Source organism: Pedobacter sp. P26, assembly GCF_050632135.1.
Classification (GTDB): domain Bacteria; phylum Bacteroidota; class Bacteroidia; order Sphingobacteriales; family Sphingobacteriaceae; genus Pedobacter.
Genome location: NZ_CP192574.1, coordinates 5076653 through 5094564 on the forward strand (window position 1 = coordinate 5076653; position 17912 = coordinate 5094564).

Genomic DNA, 17912 nt, shown 5'->3' on the forward strand with positions numbered 1-17912 from the left:
AAATGAAAAGAAAAGATTTTATAAAAGGCTGTGGAATGGCCTGCCTTGGAGGCCTTGGGATCACCACGTTGATCAGTGGATGCAGCAGCCTGGTGCCGGCGACGGGCGAGATTGCAGGGGATAACCTGGTCGTAGAAATGAAGGACTTTGAAATCAGACAGGAAAAAAATGTCCAGTTCAAAAGATACATTGTAGTCAGCAATGACCTGCTCCGATATCCCATCTGTATCTACCGGCATGATGAACTGAATTATTCTGCACTATGGATGCAGTGCACCCACCAGGGAACCGAGCTCCAGGCTTTCGGAGACAGGCTTCAATGTCCGGCCCATGGAAGTGAATTTGACAATAAGGGCAGAATGACAAATGGTCCGGCAGAAGCAAACTTAAGAACTTTCCCCATTACCATAGAAAAAACCAGGATCAAAATTTCACTGAAGGCAGTATGAAAAAACTCTTTACGCTTATCATATCTATTGGTATCGGTCAGATGGCTTTTGCCCAGATCGACCCGAAACTTTTAAGGGCCAAACCCAGTGATACAGCAAAAAACTCACTCAACATGGATGCAGTTTATGAACGGCCTTTTATTGCCGTGGGAAAACTTCCGGTATCAGTGGGCGGGTATATGGAAGCCAACTGGCAGTATCAGGGTACAGACGGGATCTCTGAAGGACAGCAGTTCCAGTTCAGAAGGATGACGCTATTTGTAGCCTCAACCATTTCCAAGCGCATCAAGTTCCTTTCCGAGATCGAATTTGAACCTGCTGAAAAAGAAATAGCGGTTGAATTTGCTGCGCTGGATCTGGAACTGCACCCCTTGCTTAATTTAAGGGGTGGAATGATATTAAATCCCATTGGTGCATTCAACCAGAACCATGACGGTCCTAAATGGGAATTCACCGACCGTCCGATCGCCATGACACAGATGCTGCCTGCAACCTGGAGCAGTGCAGGATTCGGGATTTATGGCAAGAACTATAGCGGTGACTGGATGCTGGGCTACGAGTTATATGCCACAAGCAGCTTTGACGATTCCATTATTGCAAACCCTGAAAACAGAACCTCTCTGGCTGCCTCAAAAAGGAATCCGGAAAGGTTTGAAGAAATTGCAAGCGGGCAGCCGCTTCTAACGGGAAAGGTTGCGGTACGCAGGAACAATATAGGCGAACTCGGCGTATCCTATATGGGAGGTGTTTACAATAAATGGCAGTCGGACGGAATTGTTATCGATGACAAACGCAGGTTAAATGTTTTCGCCATAGACTTTAACACTACACTTCCCAAACTTAAGACCTTCATCACCGCTGAGTGGGCATGGATCAGGGTAGATGTTCCCGACACCTATTCCCAGCAGTTCGGGAGCCGTCAGATGGGCGGATATATAGATATTGTTCAACCTGTGATCAAAAAAACGATTCTGGGCTGGCAGCATTCTGTTGTAAGTTTAGCCTGCAGGGTAGAGTATGTGGACTGGAATGTAGGGAAGTTCAGGGAGACCGGCGGGAATATTGGTGATGAACTTTTCAGCGTAATGCCCGGCATCAGTTTCAGGCCAAGGCAACAAACCGTGCTGAGGTTTTCCTACCGAAAACAGTGGCAGAAGGATATCCTTGGAAACCCGCCTGCCAGAACCGGAGCGGTGCAGTTCGGGGTGTCAACCTATTTTTAATGATACCAGCCAGGATAAAAGCGACAAGAAGCCTAAGAGTATATCCCATTCATTGTCCAAATCCATTTAGGGTGTTTGGCCTGATTTATTTTTTATGCGTTCCCGCACCAAATGGATATTATTTTGCTTTCCCTGCGAGAGCATAGACTTGCAATAAGGCGTAAAAAAACGGTGGGCTGATAGAAATGCAAGTGTTTCTTTATCCCAATGGCTTAGGTCCACATCTGCCCTTTTCTGCATTTCGCGCGCAACCTTTGCATCGGTGATGAGAAATTCCTCATTGCCCAGGTTATAGGTATCCGCATCACAGATAATTTCTTCAAGGATATTGCTAGGGCTATGTGGAATGGAGGTGGAGAGTATGCAGCGGCCGATGGCGGAAATGATATCCGGTGCAATCCCTTTATCTGAAAGAAACTCTTCCATCAGCCGCACGCTTCGATGCTCATGGCCGGCAGGAGGCCCAGTTAGCTGCCCGGTGTCATGAAACCATGCGGCAGAGAAAAGTATGAATTCCTGAAGGTCATCCAGGCGAAAATTGGAAGCGATTTCCTGGGTCCTTTTGACCACAAGTCTGGTATGATCCAGATCGTGGTATGCCAGGTCAGCCTGCCAGTGCTCCTCAAAAAGATAGCTTACATAAGCTTGAACATCTCCTATAAGCATACTGAAGATGTTTCTGCGCCTGCGCTTAAAAAAGTATTTACCTGTTAGCAGGATCACAGACCCCGCTAGCACACAGATCAATAATAACTGATAATAATTCATAATATTCTTATTTTTTTAATCCGCCTGTCCTAAAGAGATAATAGGCACTCTGATAATAAGAAATGGCTTCCCTTCCAAGTGTTTCAGAAGATTTCGCCGAGGTCTGTGTATTGGTTTTGAAATCATAATGATAGCTCTGCGGAGGCTTCCTTGGACTGAGTACCACAAGGGTGTCGCTACGGAGATAACCGAGCTTTTGATAGGTTCCTAGCAAGATCCTTGGGCGGTACCCGGCTGATCTAACATCCATACCGAAGTTATTGCTCTCAAAGTCCCATTTCAACAGGCCGAACAAGGTTGGATAGAGATCTATCTGTGAGCAAAGGCTGGGAATTATTGAAGGGGCTGTCCATTGAGGTTGTATATCATCGCCGGGATATGGTAACGGGAGATATCAATCTCGTTCTTTCCTGCGCTTTCCGCGCAGTGATCGGCAACGAATATAAACACGGTATTGCTGAACCATGGCTTTTTCCGGACCTGTCTTAAAAATTCCCCAATGGCATAATCGGTATATTTTACTGCGCCCTCTCTTCCCGTGCCTGGTGGGATATCTATCTTTCCTTTGGGATAGGTAAAGGGCCGATGGTTGGAAGTGGTCATGACAAAATCGTAGAAAGGTTTCTTTAACGAGTGCCTTTTATCCGCATCACGGATTACCGCAGCGAAAAGATCCCCGTCCGAAACGCCCCAGGCATTTTCAAAGCTCACTTCGCTATCGCTCAGGATGGTCCGCTTTCCCAGATAGGCATCACCCATTGTAAGCTTCCTCCCCCTATCTGTTATGTCATAGCCATTGCTTCCGAAGAACTGGTTCATATTGTCAAAGTAACCGTCCCCGCCATAAAAAAAGCCTGTGGAATACCCACGTTTGGAAAAAATACTGCCTATTGTGCTCAGGTTTGCATTATTGCTCCTCCTTACAATACTATTCCCCGGTGTTGGCGGAACGGCGAGGGAAAGCGCCTCCATCCCTCGCACGGTACGGGTGCCTGTTGCATACATGCGCTCAAATAGGATGCTCTCTTTGGCCAGCGAATCCAGAACAGGTGTCAGTTTTTGTGTATTGCCAAAAGTGCCCATATAATCAGCGCTGAAACTCTCCATGACCACCATGATGACATTGGGTTCCGTCTGGCCATTACCGGCCAGAACCGATCTACGTACCGAAGGACCTTTGAAAATAAACCTGCTAGAGGAAGAGGAGAGTTCTTTTCTTACCAAATTGAAGGCAAGCTGATTTGTGAGCATCGGATAAAACTGATCGTAGCTAAGTTCATTCGCCTTGAAGGCCGCTACGAAAGAATATATCCCTGCTTTGGAAATTTCTGCCGCATAACGGTTACCGCTTTTATCCCCCCAGGAGTTATCTATCTCGATCGTATAGAATATTGCTGTCAGAATGATCAGGGCTGTATTTACCGATCGACGGGCAAAAGGTGTAGCAGACTCGAAGCTCTTCCTGAACGCCCCCTTCATAAGATAGTTCCATAAAAAGGAGATTATGACAACAGCTGAAATCAAAAGCGGCAGCGGATAGGACTCGTTGATGTTGTGCACAACCTCATAAGTATAGACCAGATAATCTACTGCTATAAAGTTAAAACGGCTCTCAAATTCCCGCCAAAAAGTAAATTCTGCGAAAAAAGAAAATACCGAAATCAAGACCATCAGAAAAAGAAGGATATGGGTAAACACCTTGTTAAATCCAGTCCTGTTCCATTTTTGGGGAAGGATGAGCAGATAAAAGGCATAAATTACACTGAAATATGTGGCCACCCCAAGATCGAAGACGAATCCTTTAGCAAAGGCGGTGAGGATTTCTCCAAATCCCAGCCCCGCCTTTCCGAGCGAAATCGCAGTAAAACTGATCCTCAGCATGGTCGAGACACAGATGAAGAAAAAGATAAAGAAATATAGTACACTATATCGGCTTTTCATAAAAATCTGCTTCATGGTTTATTTTTTAGATCCGGGGGTGTTGATAACAGAATCGTTGTTTTTTTCGTTGGTATCCTTGTCCCAATGTGAATTATAGAAATGTTTGGCTTTAAAATAAATGGCGAGTGCCAGCAGCAGCGCCAGTATCCAATAAAATACCATCAGGAAAACCGATTTCTTTGGCCCCTTGGCCTTTTTCTTTTTGGAGCTGTTCCCCCACCCCTGGCAGCAGCAGGCCTGGGCCTGTTGTTTCTTTTGATCTGCATTTTATTCAATGTTTTAAGATCGGTCAGGAGCCTTGTGGATACCTTTCCGCGGTTTGGATTATATTTTGTGTGATCAGGGGATAGTCTTTGCACTGCCATTATCCCTCCAGGCTGATAAACCATTGCTGGGCCCTGTTGATGGCGACCTCAACAATATTGAGCTCGCTTACCTCTTTGGTAATTCTAAGCTCGTTGGCGATCTCGATCGCTTTTTCCCTTACCCTTGGGTCAAGGTCCTTCATCTCAAGTGGAAAATTTTCTGGTGTCCAGTCCATAGGTTTTTAGTTTTAAATTAAATTATTTTTGGATCATGCCCGAGAGCACATTGATTGTCAGGGCAACTATTACTGTATTAAAGGCAAATGAAAGAACACCGTGCATCCATGCAAGCCTTCGGATCCGTTTGGAGGAGATTTCTACGTCAGATACCTGAAAAGTCATTCCAACCACGAAAGCGAAATAGACAAAATCCATATAATCGGGATCTTCTCCTCCCGGAAAGATCAGTCCTCCGGGTTTTTCTATTTTTCCTTTCTTCTCATGCTCGATGTCACAGTAATAGAAATGTGCATATCGCATGGTAAAGACCGTATGAACCAACCACCATGAGCTAACCACGCAGAGCAACGGAATAACGATAGTCATAAAAAGGCCCTGATCGGTCTTTTCCGAATTTTCACGCAAAAGGATAATAATGGAAAAAAGACTGGCGAATGCAGCAGCTATGGCAAAAAGAAAAATGAGCGTCCTGCTTGAATCCTGCGCATGGGCATCGTGTTTTATCTGACTGGGATGCGAGGAGCTAATGGTTGTCCATGCAAGCGCTATGCTGGTTGTTGCATAGCTTAGCCATACAACCATCAACCTGACAGAGGCTTCCAGTTCCGTAGCATAGCAAATACCAAGGACGGCAAGAGCAACACCCAGGGAGAGGTAAAGTTTATGGTGCGCATCGAACTGACTGATTTTAGCGATAATATTCATCGGTTTAGATTAAATAATGAGCCCCAGAACCATAAACAGAAGAAATCCTAAGAAAAAGCCGCGGTAAAAAATGGAGAATCCTTTTCTTCATGGGCTTCGACAAGAAGTTCCTCGGTAACTAAAAACAGTAATGCTGCGCTACCAAATGAGAGCACAAGTTCCAGTACTTTTTCTCCTGTAAAATGCAGCATAAAAAACCTCCCCTGTTCCCAATAGAAAAACCAGGCCAAATAGCGAGAGCACCCTGATCAGCCTCCTTTTGGAACTTCCAAGCTTGGTCAGCCTGGTACCTACTGCAAGTCCCAGCGAAAGGCATTCCATCGCAAGTGCCAGTGCAAGCAGGGTTCCTTCTTTTGATCCCGCTGCAAATCCTATCCCTAAAAGAAGACCGTCCAAGAGCAGGTCAATGCCTACCGCGATAAGCATTCCCCAAGGCAACAGCTTGCTGTCGTTTGTTCCGCCCATTTTGAGCTCAAGCCTGGCGGTATACCATTTGATCAGAAGCATGGCCGAAATACCCAAGGTAAAACCTATAATTATCGCGGTTGTATCATGGATCCTGATCATATCTGGCAAAAGCTCGACTGCCACGACTGAAAAAACTACCCTGCAGCAAAGTGGAGGATCGTACTCTGCACAGCAGCCGTGGGCTTTTTCCAGGTTACGATCATTCCACCGACTATAAGTAAGACGACCGGAAACGCTGCAAACAGCAGTATGTTTAATGAAATAAGTTGTTTAGCCTGCATAATTCTTTCTTAAATAAAATCTATAGGCACCAAAGGAAAGGTACCCTAGATTGAGGTCGAGGCATGTGCCGATAAGAATCTCCATGGGGGTCAGGAACAGATATTTCAGCACTGAGCCAAGTGTCGAGTAAGGCAGATAGATGATGAAGAATAGAGGTACTCCGGTAAAGAGCACACTAAAAACAATTGCATGAACGGCAGGAAATATGAGATGCTCCACAGCGTCCATATCAGCGATATCGGCACCAATGTTCAGGACGATTGCCGGCACGCTGAATATGATCAACAGGTACAATACCCATTTTGGATAGTGTTTCCTAAGCGTTTTGGTCAGCCTGATACGGTCGCAATCCTGGATTGCAGCCATCAGGGGGAATGTATTGATCATTGCCCAAAGCGTTGCCAGACCATATTTTGCACCGCCCCGTGAATAGGTGGAAATACCTGATGGGTCATCGTCACTCGCACCGGTAACGATGCCCGGCCCCAGGGCTTTCAGGAATTTTTTAACCTTTTTGAACATGCCTTATTTTTTCCTCTTTTTCGGTGCTTTTTTATTATGTCCGTTGTCGTAAGCAAGTAAGCGCAGCGCATTAAACACTACGACCAACGTCGATCCCTCGTGGGCGATTACTGCCGGTCCGATCGAAGCGACACCCAGTATGGTCAGTGGAATAAGTGCGGCGACAACACCAAGGGAAATCCAGAGGTTCTGTTTAATGATGCCCCGGGCTTTACGGCTAAGCCCGATGGCAAAGGGAAGACTTTCCAGCTTATCGCCCATCAGGGCAATATCTGCTGTTTCCAAAGCAACATCAGATCCCGCAGCGCCCATAGCGATACCTACGGTACTTTTGGCCATGGCCGGGGCATCATTCACGCCGTCTCCCACCTTCGCAACCATTTTTTCTGATTTGGCGAGTTTCTGTACTGCCTTGACTTTGTCTTCCGGCATAAGGTTGCCCCATGCCTCGGTTACACCGATCTGTTTAGCTACCGCTTCTGCAACCTGTTGGTTGTCCCCGGTTAGCATAATCATTTTTTGATCCCCAGCTCTTCGAGTTCTTTAAGCACATGTTTTGCCTCTTCACGGGGAACATCCATAAGGGAAAGAATGCCGATGAAATCTTTATCGACCCTGACAAGCATTGAAGTATGTCCGCCCTTTTCCAGCTCTTCAACCTGTTTGAGAATATCTTCGGGTATTCCATCCTTTTCAAAAAGGGCCTTGTTTCCAATGAATACTTTTTTACCGTTGACCTCAGCCTGAACACCTCTTCCGGTAATGCCTTTCACGTTATGTGCCTCAGGAACGGATTTTTTCTTCATCTTTTCGAGTGCGCCTTTTACAATTGCTTCGGCCAGCGGGTGGTCGCTGAGTTTTTCAACTGCAACAGCAATACCCATTAGTTCCTCTTCTGACATGTCGTTCAGTGGAATCACGTTTGTGAGCTGGGGCTTGCCTTCGGTAAGTGTTCCGGTCTTGTCGAACGCGATGGCGTTGAGTTCGCCCAGATCTTCCAGTGGGCCGCCCTCCCTTTATAAGGACTCCGCCACGTGCAGCCCTTGCAATACCGCTAAGTACTGCGCTTGGGGTAGAAATCGCCAAAGCGCACGGGCTGGCAGCAACCAGTACGGACATCGCGCGGTAGAAACTTTTGCTAAAAGGCTCATCGATAACCAGGAATGCAAAACATAGTGCGGTCACAAGAACCAGTACAACTGGAACGAAATACTTTTCGAACCTGTCGGTAAATAGCTGCGTTGGGGATTTTTGTTTTTCCGCCTCATTTACCATTTTGATCAGGCGTGAGATGGTAGAATCCTTGGCTTCCCTGATTACCTTAACCTCCAGAACCGATGCTCCGTTGATTGTTCCGGCAAATACACGGAACTGGGGCTTGATGGTTTTTTCGGCAGAATAGTCCTTTGATGCGTCCGGTACGGGTGATTTGTCCACTGGCACACTCTCTCCTGTTATAGGGGCCTGATTGACACTGCCCTCACCCTTTACAACCACTCCGTCTGCCGGAATCTTGCTGTTGGGCTTGATGATAATGACATCTCCAAGCTGAAGCTCTTCGATGCGCACTTCAGATTCCTTGCCATCCCGGACAACCAGGGCTGTCGGGGGAGCCAGACTGGTAAGGGCAGCTATGGATTTTCTTGCCTTGCCCATCGCATAGTGTTCCATCGCATGTCCCAGACTGAACAGGAAGAGCAATAATGCGCCTTCGGCCCAGGAGCCCAGGATCGCTGCGCCGATTGCGGCGACCAGCATCAGAAAGTCGATCTCAAAGCCACCTTTCAATATAGTTTCAACTGCTTCCTTGGCCGTAAAGAAACCGCCAAAGAAATAGGCTGTTATGTAGAGTGCAAGGCTTGCCCATTCGGGAACACCGTCTATGAAAGAAATTCCAAATCCTATCCCCAGCGCCGCGCCACAGATAAAGGCGAAGATCATTTCCGTGTTCTTCCCGAAAATCCCGCCATGTTCATGATCATGGCCTTCCTCTTCAGCATGGTCAAGATGAGCCTCTTTCTCCTTTTCAGCTTCTTTTCCCTTCCTGGATGGTTTTTCAGAAATAGGCTGTGAAGAAGTTTTGGTTTCTTCCTTTACCGGCTTCGCTTTTGTTTCTTTGGAATCTGAGCCTTCCTTCCGGACTACAGGCTTTTTGGCAGATGATTTGGTGTCGGATTTTTTCTTCTTGTTTTCCATATCGGGGTAAATTGATTTTTGTTGAATATTCAGGGCAACCGCTTTATCTGTATTCTCTGCCCGTGTGGGTTCACTTTTTTAAAAAGATGCCTCCCTAACGAGGCACCTTTTATTCAATGTGTGTACTAAAAATTCTTTGTGGGGACTTTACTCTTCTTCGCTGTTCTTCATTTTTGACAGCAGATCATATGTACCTTTAAGTACAACCTTGCCTGTAAAATCCCGTCCCGAAGGCATAGTTACCTCTATATAACCGCCATCGGATATACCCGTTGTAACCTCTACCATTTCGAAATGATGGCCGGCCTCAGTGGCGCTTTCTTTGTTTCCCGACTCGTTTTTTGCTGGTTCCTTTGCCTTTTTTCCGCCGAGTTCTGGACGAAAATGTATTTTTTGCCCTCAAAGTCTACAACCGCTGCAGAAGGCAAAGCCATTACCTGCACGGCACCTGTTTCGATGAAAGCCTTAAGGTAAGTACCAGGGATAAACCCGGCGCTTCCCTGGGCAATAGCATGAACGGTCACGGTCTTATCGGCATTGATCTCACCGCCTACCAGCTGTACGACAGCAGTACGCTGGGTTGAATCATTGGTGAGTGAAAAAAGCACCTTCTGTCCTTTTTTACCTTTTGTGCATCTTTCTCGAAAACGTTGAGCTCAACGTGGAGATTCGAACTGTTTACGATTTCGAACATTGCATCATTGGGGGCCACAAATTTGCCCGTATTTACGTTAACCTTGGTTACATAGCCATTGATCGGCGAGTAGATATTTATCTGGCTACGGATATTGCCGGCGTTTAGCGAGGACGGATTGATATTGATCAGTTGAAGACGTTGCTTTAATGCATTTTCCCTTGCAAGATTTCCCAGATAAGCTGCTTTGGCCTGTTGGAGTGTTTTTTGAGCATTAACGTTTTGCTGGGCAAGGGTCTGTTGTCTTTTGTATTCAGAATCCGAAAGTTCAAGCTGGCTTTTGCTCTCCAGGTAATCCTGTTGCATCTGCACATATTCCTGATTCTGGAGTATGGCAATAACCTGACCTTTGCTCACCTTTGTCCCCTGTAAAAGCGGAGTGGATTTTACAATACCGCCCATCTGAGTGGTAATGCTCACCAGGTTCTGTGGTGGCACGTCAATAAAGCCATTTACTTTCAGCATACCGCTGAGTGCACGGAGCTCGGGACTTCCCAGCTCTATCCCTACAGACTTGAACTGTGACTGGCTGAGCTCTACTGAGTTGCTTTCCTCGGTGGCCGTGCTGTCTGCAGAGGCTTCTGTTCCAGCGCCATCTTTTTCCTTGCTGCCGCAGGAAGAAAGCACTACTGCCAGTGCCCCAATGTAAGATAATCGGCTGAGGGCTTTTAATATTTTTTTCATTTTTATATTGTTATTGACCTTTTAGGTACTGTAATGTGTATACTGATTGATTGTATTGGTTGATGGCCTCCAGATAGCTGAAGCGGATATCAGAGTAGGTACGCAGGGCCTGCAGATACTCTACATAGCCGATCTCCCCTGCCTGAAATGCAATCTGGGACTGCTTTAGGATCAGGTTGGCATTCGGCAGGGCACTGTTCTTATAATAGGCGATACTTCTGGAATTTTTCTGAAGGTCCTGGAAGGCCTGCTCATACCTTCCACGAAGATCTGTCTGGGAAAGGATAAAATCGCTTTCGGCTACCTGCTTATCTATCTTTGCGGCTTTTATCCTTGAGGAGAAAGGCTTAAAGAAAAGCGGTATGGAGATCCCGGCGGAAACTCCCTGAAAACGTTTGCCTCCATTAAAATAAAGATCCTGACCGCCAACATTCTGTGCTCCGATAATGGACTGGTTGAAATAGCCGATACTGAAATCGGGGCCGGAGCGTGAGCGCTCGAGCCTTACCGTCTTGTCGGCAATATCTATCTGCTGGGCCTGCAGCGCAAGAATTGGATTTTCTGATGTAATGGTATCAGCCTGGCTAACATTCCAGACTACCTGGCCAAAGTCCGCGTTCATGATACTGATCTGTTCCCTGGTATTGAGCAAACGCTTAAGTTCGGCGGTATAGGCAAGGATATCAGCTTCGTTCTTGCTCATCTGGTTGCGAACCTCATTATACTGAGTTTCGGCGGTAGTTTTTTCAAGCAGATTGGTCTCTCCTGCCTGGTACCTCAATGAGGCGGCCTTCAGAAAGTTACTGTAAACACTGTCCTGGCTTTTGTAAAGCTTTTGAAGGGCAATGAAATAGCCCAACTGGGCGTAAACGCTTTTCACCTGATAGGAAAGTTCTCTTTGTGTTACCTGAAGGCCGATTTCGGCTCCCCTGATCTGCGCATCATACAAGTTGCGCTGACTTTTGAACAGCCCCGGATAGGGTATGTTCTGAGAGGCCGAAAAGTTATTGTCGCGTTTGATGGTATTCATCTGTCCGTACTGCACCTCAAAGCTGGTCTTTCCAAGATCTGTTGAGGATCCCCTTAGCGCCTGTTGCCTGCCAATCTGCAGGGTTGAGGATTTCAAAGCCTGGTTATTACTCAATGCTGTGCTCAAAGCCTGCTCAAGGCTCATACCCTTGGTGGGAACCGTCTGCGCCTGCGCCTGTCCCGATAAAATGAAAAGTCCAAAAAACACCGCTAGGGTAACTACAGTTGTTGGAAGGGCAGTTTTTTTGCTTTTCCAACCTTCAAAATAAGTATATAGCACTGGAAGTACGATTAAGGTTAATATGGTGGAAGTAATCAGTCCCCCGATTACTACGGTTGCTAACGGTTTCTGCACCTCAGCGCCTGCTGCACTGGATATTGCCATTGGAAGGAACCCAAGAGAGGCTACAGTTGCGGTCATCAGTACAGGTCTCAGACGGATAGCAGTTCCCTTGAGGACAATGTCCCTTATACTATATTTATCCATTTTTTTCAATCTGTTGAATTCGGTAATCAGTACGATTCCGTTGAGCACGGCTACCCCGAATAATGCAATAAATCCAACACCGGCGGAAATGCTGAAAGGCATTCCCCTCAGGATTAATGCAAATATTCCCCCGATTGCGGCCATCGGAATAGCAGAAAAAATCAGTATCGACTGTTTTACAGATCCAAATGAGAAATACAGTAATAGCAATATCAGTAAAAGTGCAACCGGAACGGCAATAGAAAGCCTTTGTGTCGCCTCTTTTAAGTTTTCGAACTGCCCTCCATAGGTAATGTAATATCCTGCGGGCATTTTGATCTGTTCGTTTATTTTCTGCTCAATCTCTGTTACCACACTCTGGATATCACGGCCACGGACATTCAGCCCCACTATGATGCGCCGTTTGGTATCCTCACGTTGAATCTGGTTAGGGCCGATCTTAAACTCTATGTCAGCAAGTTGGTCAAGGGGAACCTGATTGCCGTTCGGGGCAGTCACATAGACATTTTTAACATCATCAATACCCTGGCGGTTCTGTTGGGAAAGGCGAACAATGATATCGTAACGCTGCTCTCCCTCGTATACCAGCCCCGCAGACTGTCCTGCAAAAGCAGTATTGAGTGCCTGGTTAACCGTTCCTATGCTCAATCCATATTGTGCAATCCTATCACGGTTGATCTTTACCACTATCTGCGGCAGACCGGTTGCCTGTTCCAGATAGAGATCTTTTGCGCCCTCTACACCCGAAACAATTTTCCCGATCTTTTGGGATATACTGGTGAGGGATTCGAGGTCATCTCCGAAAACTTTGATCCCAATATCCTGTCTAACTCCCGAGATAAGTTCATTTGAGCGTAATTGGATTGGTTGTGAAAAACCGAAGCTCACGCCGGGAACTTCTTCAAGTGCCTTACTCATCATCTCTGCCAGTTCTTCCCTGTCATGGGTAGTGGTCCAGTCTTTTTATCTTTGAGTATTATGGTCAGATCACATGCTTCCATTGGCATGGGATCGGTAGGAATCTCGGCAGCACCAACCTTACCAATTACTTCTTTCACCTCTGGAAATTTTTCTACAAGGATTTTTGAAGCCTGATTTACTTTATCAATAGTCTGGGAAAGGGAACTGCCGGTAAGTAGCCTGGTTTCTACCGCAAAATCACCTTCCTCCAACGTGGGAATGAATTCTCCCCCCATCCGGGTAAAGATAAAAATACTGATGACCAGAAGAACAACCGATGATGCCACAACAATTATTCTTTTATTGAGTGCAGCCTTGATCATTGGAGTGTAACGGCGCTGAAAAAAATCCATCATCCGATCTGAAAAATTCTTTTTGTGGGCAACTTTTTTGCTTAAGAACAGCGAGGAAACCATAGGAACATAGGTAAGGGACAAAATAAAGGCTCCCAATATGGCAAAGGAAACGGTTTGTGCCATAGGACCGAACATCTTGCCTTCAATACCTACAAGGGCAAGGATGGGAAGATAAACGATCAGAATAATGATCTGTCCAAATGCCGCAGCGCTCATCATCCGCACGGCAGATTTTTCAACCTGCTCATCCATTTCGGCCTGTGTATAAGCGCGGCCAAGCTTATTCCCAGAGAGGATGTGCATTGTGGCTTCCACAATAATTACGGCCCCATCGACGATAAGTCCGAAATCTATCGCGCCAAGACTCATCAGGTTTCCCGATACGCCAAAAAGGTTCATCAGGGAAATCGCAAATAGCATGGCAAGCGGAATCACTGAGGCAACAACCAGCCCGGCCCTAAAATTTCCAAGAAAAAGAACCAGGACAAAAATAACAATCAGGGCGCCCTCGATGAGGTTTTTGGCTACTGTGCCCATGGCACGATCAACAAGCGCACTTCTATCTAAGAACGGCTCAATGGTTACCCCCTTCGGTAGAGTTTTACTGATTCTGTCTATCTTAGCCTTCACCTGTTTTACCACGTTATTGGCATTTGCGCCTTTCAGCATCATTACTATACCGCCAACAGCCTCACCTTCACCATCCTTTGTTGCACGGGTAAGTGCGCCATAACGGATGGAACTACCGATCTGTACGGTGGCGATATCGTGGATAAGCACCGGGATTCCGTTCGCATTGTTTTTGACAACGATCTTATTGATGTCATCAAGATTGCCGACCAGGCCTTCGCTCCTAATAAAATAGGCATTTGGCTTTTTGTCTATATAGGCGCCCCCGTGTTCTGGTTGTTCTGTTCAAGGGCTGCGAAAACATCGCTGATGCTCAGGTTAAGGCTCCGCAGCTTATCGGGATCAAGCGCAATCTCATACTGTTTCAAAAGGCCACCGAAACTGTTGACCTCTGCAATGCCCGGCGTACCAAGGAGCTGTCTCCTTACAATCCAGTCCTGGATGGTGCGCAGCTCGCGCGCGTTGAATTTCTTTTCGAATCCAGGCTTTGCATGGATCACGTATTGGTATATCTCCCCAAGACCTGTTGATATGGGTGATATTTCTGGATTACCAAGTCCTGATGGGATGTTATTCTTGGCCTCGGCAAGCTTTTCGTTTACCTGTTGCCGGGCCCAGTAGATGTCAACATCATCATGGAATACGATAGTTACAACCGAAAGTCCGAACCTTGAAATGGAGCGTACCTGCTCTATTTCAGGTATGGTGGACATGGTCTGTTCTACGGGATAGGAAATAAGCCTTTCTACCTCCTGGGTAGCAAGGGATGGGCTAAGGGTTATGACCTGAACCTGATTATTGGTGATATCAGGAACGGCATCAATGGGAAGTTGTCTCAGGGAATATACGCCCCATGCGATCAGCCCCAAAGTGAACAGGGCTATTACAAGCTTATTCGCTATTGAAAACTGAATAATTTTTTTCAGCATTATTTGTTTAATTAAGTAAAAAATAAAAAAACCAGATCAATGCACAGCGTAGCCTCGTATGGATTATACGGGCAAAAACATAGCATCGAAATGAAGATCGATTTTTAACTTAATTTAGGCGGCTGCCAAACAGATAATGGTAAAGAGATAACCTCACCCATGTAAGCTTCATTATATTCTGAGCTTATTGGTTTTGAGATTACCACAAGAGGTGTTGAAGAAATAACTTCAGAAGTGGTATTACAGCAGGAACAAACGCAGAACGGTGAACAGAAATCACTGCGTTCTTTTTCTGTAGAATGGGTTGTTATGCTTTTTTCAGTTAATGGTCCACCATGCAACTTACCCATAGCCAATACGTCAGCGCATGGAATGCAGCTGAGTATTACGATAATGAAGCAGAGAAACAAACTGGATATTTTCACTTTCAAAATTTTACCAAATATATAAATTTATTTAGGAACATTTTTTTTAGTCCTGGTTTGAAAAAATTTAATACTTTTTTATTAAAATAATCATAGCCTATAGGTTTTCACCCATCATTCAAAAGTTCCACCACTTGAACAACCAAACGGAAACCTTCTTTGCCCAAATCAAAAAACTTCATATAATCTGGGTAAAAAGGGAAGGAAGTTTTCATTTATTGATGAGATAAGTCCAGAGGTAAGCCTGAATCTTCCACTAACAGACCTTATCGGCCAGCATAGACTCTTCTGATGGGAAATGTCTTTTAACCGCACCGAAAGCTTCAATTATTCAGCCAGCCAGGGATTTTTTGGCCATCAAATCCCTGGCCCGGCTAAAATGTGAATCCACTACCCAGAAAAGTCGATTACTACAGGTTTAAAGTTTGAATTTTATCCCTCCGTTTACTACAAACCCATCTACAGGCGCATAGATGTCCCTGAAAACAGGGCTAGTAATGCTACCTGTATAGATCGAATCAAAGCTGGTCTGCCTGGTGTCCGTTAAATTCTCAAAATTCACAAAAATTGAAAACCGTTCCCAAAGCTTTTCTGCCATCAGACCAGCTGTCCAATAGCTTTTACCAGTGGCACCATCGTTTAACTTCTGTTTGCTGAAATAGTATGCTTCGGCACCGATCTTCCATTTATCTTCAAGCTCATACATCAATACATTATTTACCCTGTGCTTTGAAACCAGCGGATAATTTGTGCTGGTGCCTCCTGTATGCTGGTTCACATCCGCTAATGTATAACCGATGAAAAGTTTAAAATCACCGTAGGTTACTTTGGCATTTGTTTCCATTCCCCTGGTATCTAAATTACCTTTAGGCTGAACATAGGTCAGGTTGGCTCCATTAGCAGCAGTCAGCAATATCGGGTTATTGATACGGGTATAAAAAAACATCTGATTGATGCTGAATCCAACCGCTCCGTCAAACAATGAGGTGCGATAGTTAACATCATAGTTGGCGCCATAAGAGCGTTCCGCCTTTGTATTGGCCACATCTAAAGGCGCTACATTTCTGAACTGGATCCGCTCAGCATCTTCGGTAAATACAGTTGGTGCCTTATAACCCAGACCACCGCCTAATCGGGTAGAAAAATGTTCATTGATCTTCCACAATCCGGAAATTCTTGGTAAGAAGAAAAATCCGTATTCATTGTGGTAATCTCCCCTTACTCCTGATTCAAGACTAATTTTTTTAGATATGTTCCAGGTGTTCTGTGCAAATGCCCCAATGGTATTATAATTGTAACTTCTGAGTGCATTGTCACTGTTCTGGTCTTCCTTAAAATTGTCGGTCAAAAAGTTCACCCCCAACACCCAGTCTGCTTTTTCTCCGTTACGGCTATAATTGGCCTCACTGTAGGTTGACACTTGAACGCCTGAAAAAAGGTAATTTGGCAACCCAATACTCCGGTCGTAATAGCTCACCGAATTGCGGATAACAAGCTTTTCCTTTTCGCTCAGTCTATGATCCAACTCAACCTGAGAGCTGTAACGCCCGGTTTTATTCTCCTCAAAATAAGAATGGGCAGCACTGCCATTTCCCTTCACATATTCCAGGTCGCCGCCAATCCGTTTTTCAGTTGTGGCGTTGATTCCGGCCAAAAGCGTAGTCGCATCATTGAAATAAAAATATAGTTTGGGGTTCAGGGTGAAACGGTCAAACTTGGGGATAGCGGTTAAGCCAATATCAGAAGGATCATAGGCAGTCCCTTTGTTGTATGCACCATAAACCGTGATACCTATTTTATCAAATTTCTGTCCATAAAAACCACTGGCATCCAGTCCCAAAGCAGAAGTACCGTTTAAAAGGAAATTAAGCTGACGCGCTTCAGTCGGTTTTTTAGAAACCAGGTTCACCAGTCCAGCAATTGCTCCACCTCCGTAAAGGGTGGACGATGAACCTTTGATCACCTCTACCTGCTGCAAATCCAATGGGGCAATCTGAAGCAGGCCCAATCCACCCGAGAAACCAGAGTATAATGGAAAACCGTCCCTAATGATCTGGGTATATTTTCCGTCCAGTCCCTGTATGCGGATACTGGAATTTCCGCTGGTCGCAGAAGTCTGCTGGGTCTGGATGCCTGTGCTTTCTGCCAGCATCATGCGGATGTCGCCAGGTTTCATATTACCTTTTTCGTCCAGTTCTTCCCCGGCGATGACCTCAACCCGTGTAGGAATATTATCAATGGTACGGCTGCTCCTTGTAGCTGAGATCACTACATCCTCTAGTTCCTGGTCTTCTTCAGCTGCAGTAAGTAAAATAGTCAAAACGTTAGTTTCAGCAAGGGGAAAGGTCAGCGTATCAGTTTTGGTCTGATAGCCTACATAACTAAACTGAATGATCTGTTTACCTGAGGGTATACCATTAATACTTGCATTACCTGCACTATCTGATTTAGCGCCAATGGTCGTTCCAAGAACTTTTAACGTAGCTCCTGGAAGTACTTGGTTTGTCTTTGCGTCTTTGATGACGGCTTTATATCTATTTTGGGCAAAGGCGGTAACTGTAAACAACAGTATAGCCAAAACCACAATCGTTCTTTTCATAATGATCTTTAAATAATGAT

Annotated in this window: 14 protein-coding genes and 2 pseudogenes; 2 read left to right on the plus strand and 14 right to left on the minus strand. The window is 45.6% G+C overall.

Features of this window, described 5'->3' with window-relative positions; all coding sequences use genetic code 11:
• The first annotated feature begins 2 nt into the window (after positions 1–2).
• Together ACQ86H_RS23465 and ACQ86H_RS23470 are read left to right on the plus strand one after the other, a co-directional pair.
• Positions 3–449 (plus strand): ubiquinol-cytochrome c reductase iron-sulfur subunit, encoded by a 447-nt coding sequence (locus tag ACQ86H_RS23465; protein WP_056095200.1) that lies wholly within the window; start codon positions 3–5, stop codon positions 447–449.
• On the plus strand, positions 446–1672 hold the full coding sequence (locus ACQ86H_RS23470; protein ID WP_056095202.1) for a hypothetical protein: 1227 nt from the start codon (positions 446–448) through the stop codon (positions 1670–1672). Before ACQ86H_RS23465 ends, ACQ86H_RS23470 begins: the two co-directional genes overlap by 4 nt.
• 66 nt (positions 1673–1738) lie before the next feature.
• Here the strand turns inward: ACQ86H_RS23470 and ACQ86H_RS23475 are convergent, their stop codons facing one another.
• The 14 genes and pseudogenes from ACQ86H_RS23475 to ACQ86H_RS23540 form a co-directional block, all read right to left on the minus strand.
• A complete protein-coding gene (locus ACQ86H_RS23475) occupies positions 1739–2440 on the minus strand; it encodes an HD domain-containing protein (protein WP_146202961.1) in 702 nt (233 codons plus the stop codon).
• 7 nt (positions 2441–2447) lie between these two features.
• Positions 2448–2690, minus strand: a complete 243-nt coding sequence (locus ACQ86H_RS23480) for a hypothetical protein (RefSeq protein WP_431292682.1) — start codon at positions 2688–2690, stop codon at positions 2448–2450.
• A gap of 83 nt (positions 2691–2773) precedes the next feature.
• The gene (locus ACQ86H_RS23485; RefSeq protein ID WP_431292683.1) at positions 2774–4396 is read right to left on the minus strand and encodes an LTA synthase family protein; all 1623 of its coding nucleotides are present in this window, start codon (positions 4394–4396) and stop codon (positions 2774–2776) included.
• Positions 4397–4745: 349 nt separating this feature from the next.
• Positions 4746–4922 carry a hypothetical protein gene (locus ACQ86H_RS23490; RefSeq protein WP_167398035.1) on the minus strand — a complete coding sequence of 59 codons (177 nt, stop codon included), beginning with the start codon at positions 4920–4922 and terminating at the stop codon, positions 4746–4748.
• 22 nt (positions 4923–4944) lie between these two features.
• A complete protein-coding gene (locus tag ACQ86H_RS23495; protein ID WP_056095215.1) occupies positions 4945–5631 on the minus strand; it encodes a DUF1345 domain-containing protein in 687 nt (228 codons plus the stop codon).
• A gap of 138 nt (positions 5632–5769) precedes the next feature.
• On the minus strand, positions 5770–6222 hold the full coding sequence (locus tag ACQ86H_RS23500) for a hypothetical protein (RefSeq protein WP_431292684.1): 453 nt from the start codon (positions 6220–6222) through the stop codon (positions 5770–5772).
• Between the two features lie 147 nt (positions 6223–6369).
• Positions 6370–6903: a divalent metal cation transporter gene (locus ACQ86H_RS23505; RefSeq protein ID WP_197413309.1), complete on the minus strand. Its 534-nt coding sequence runs from the start codon at positions 6901–6903 to the stop codon at positions 6370–6372.
• Between the two features lie 3 nt (positions 6904–6906).
• Positions 6907–8967 (minus strand): annotated as a pseudogene (locus ACQ86H_RS23510) (heavy metal translocating P-type ATPase).
• Between the two features lie 279 nt (positions 8968–9246).
• Positions 9247–9387 (minus strand): hypothetical protein, encoded by a 141-nt coding sequence (locus ACQ86H_RS23515; RefSeq protein ID WP_431292685.1) that lies wholly within the window; start codon positions 9385–9387, stop codon positions 9247–9249.
• Positions 9381–9707, minus strand: coding sequence for a hypothetical protein (locus ACQ86H_RS23520; RefSeq protein WP_431292686.1), 327 nt, complete (start codon positions 9705–9707; stop codon positions 9381–9383). Before ACQ86H_RS23520 ends, ACQ86H_RS23515 begins: the two co-directional genes overlap by 7 nt.
• Positions 9650–10477 carry an efflux RND transporter periplasmic adaptor subunit gene (locus ACQ86H_RS23525; RefSeq protein WP_431292687.1) on the minus strand — a complete coding sequence of 276 codons (828 nt, stop codon included), beginning with the start codon at positions 10475–10477 and terminating at the stop codon, positions 9650–9652. The genes ACQ86H_RS23520 and ACQ86H_RS23525 overlap by 58 nt, the downstream gene beginning before the upstream one ends.
• A 10-nt stretch (positions 10478–10487) precedes the next feature.
• A pseudogene (locus ACQ86H_RS23530) lies at positions 10488–14868 on the minus strand (CusA/CzcA family heavy metal efflux RND transporter).
• Between the two features lie 104 nt (positions 14869–14972).
• Positions 14973–15293, minus strand: a complete 321-nt coding sequence (locus ACQ86H_RS23535; RefSeq protein ID WP_146202963.1) for a DUF6660 family protein — start codon at positions 15291–15293, stop codon at positions 14973–14975.
• A 418-nt stretch (positions 15294–15711) separates the two neighbouring features.
• Positions 15712–17892 (minus strand): TonB-dependent receptor, encoded by a 2181-nt coding sequence (locus ACQ86H_RS23540; protein ID WP_056095233.1) that lies wholly within the window; start codon positions 17890–17892, stop codon positions 15712–15714.
• Positions 17893–17912 lie beyond the last annotated feature (20 nt).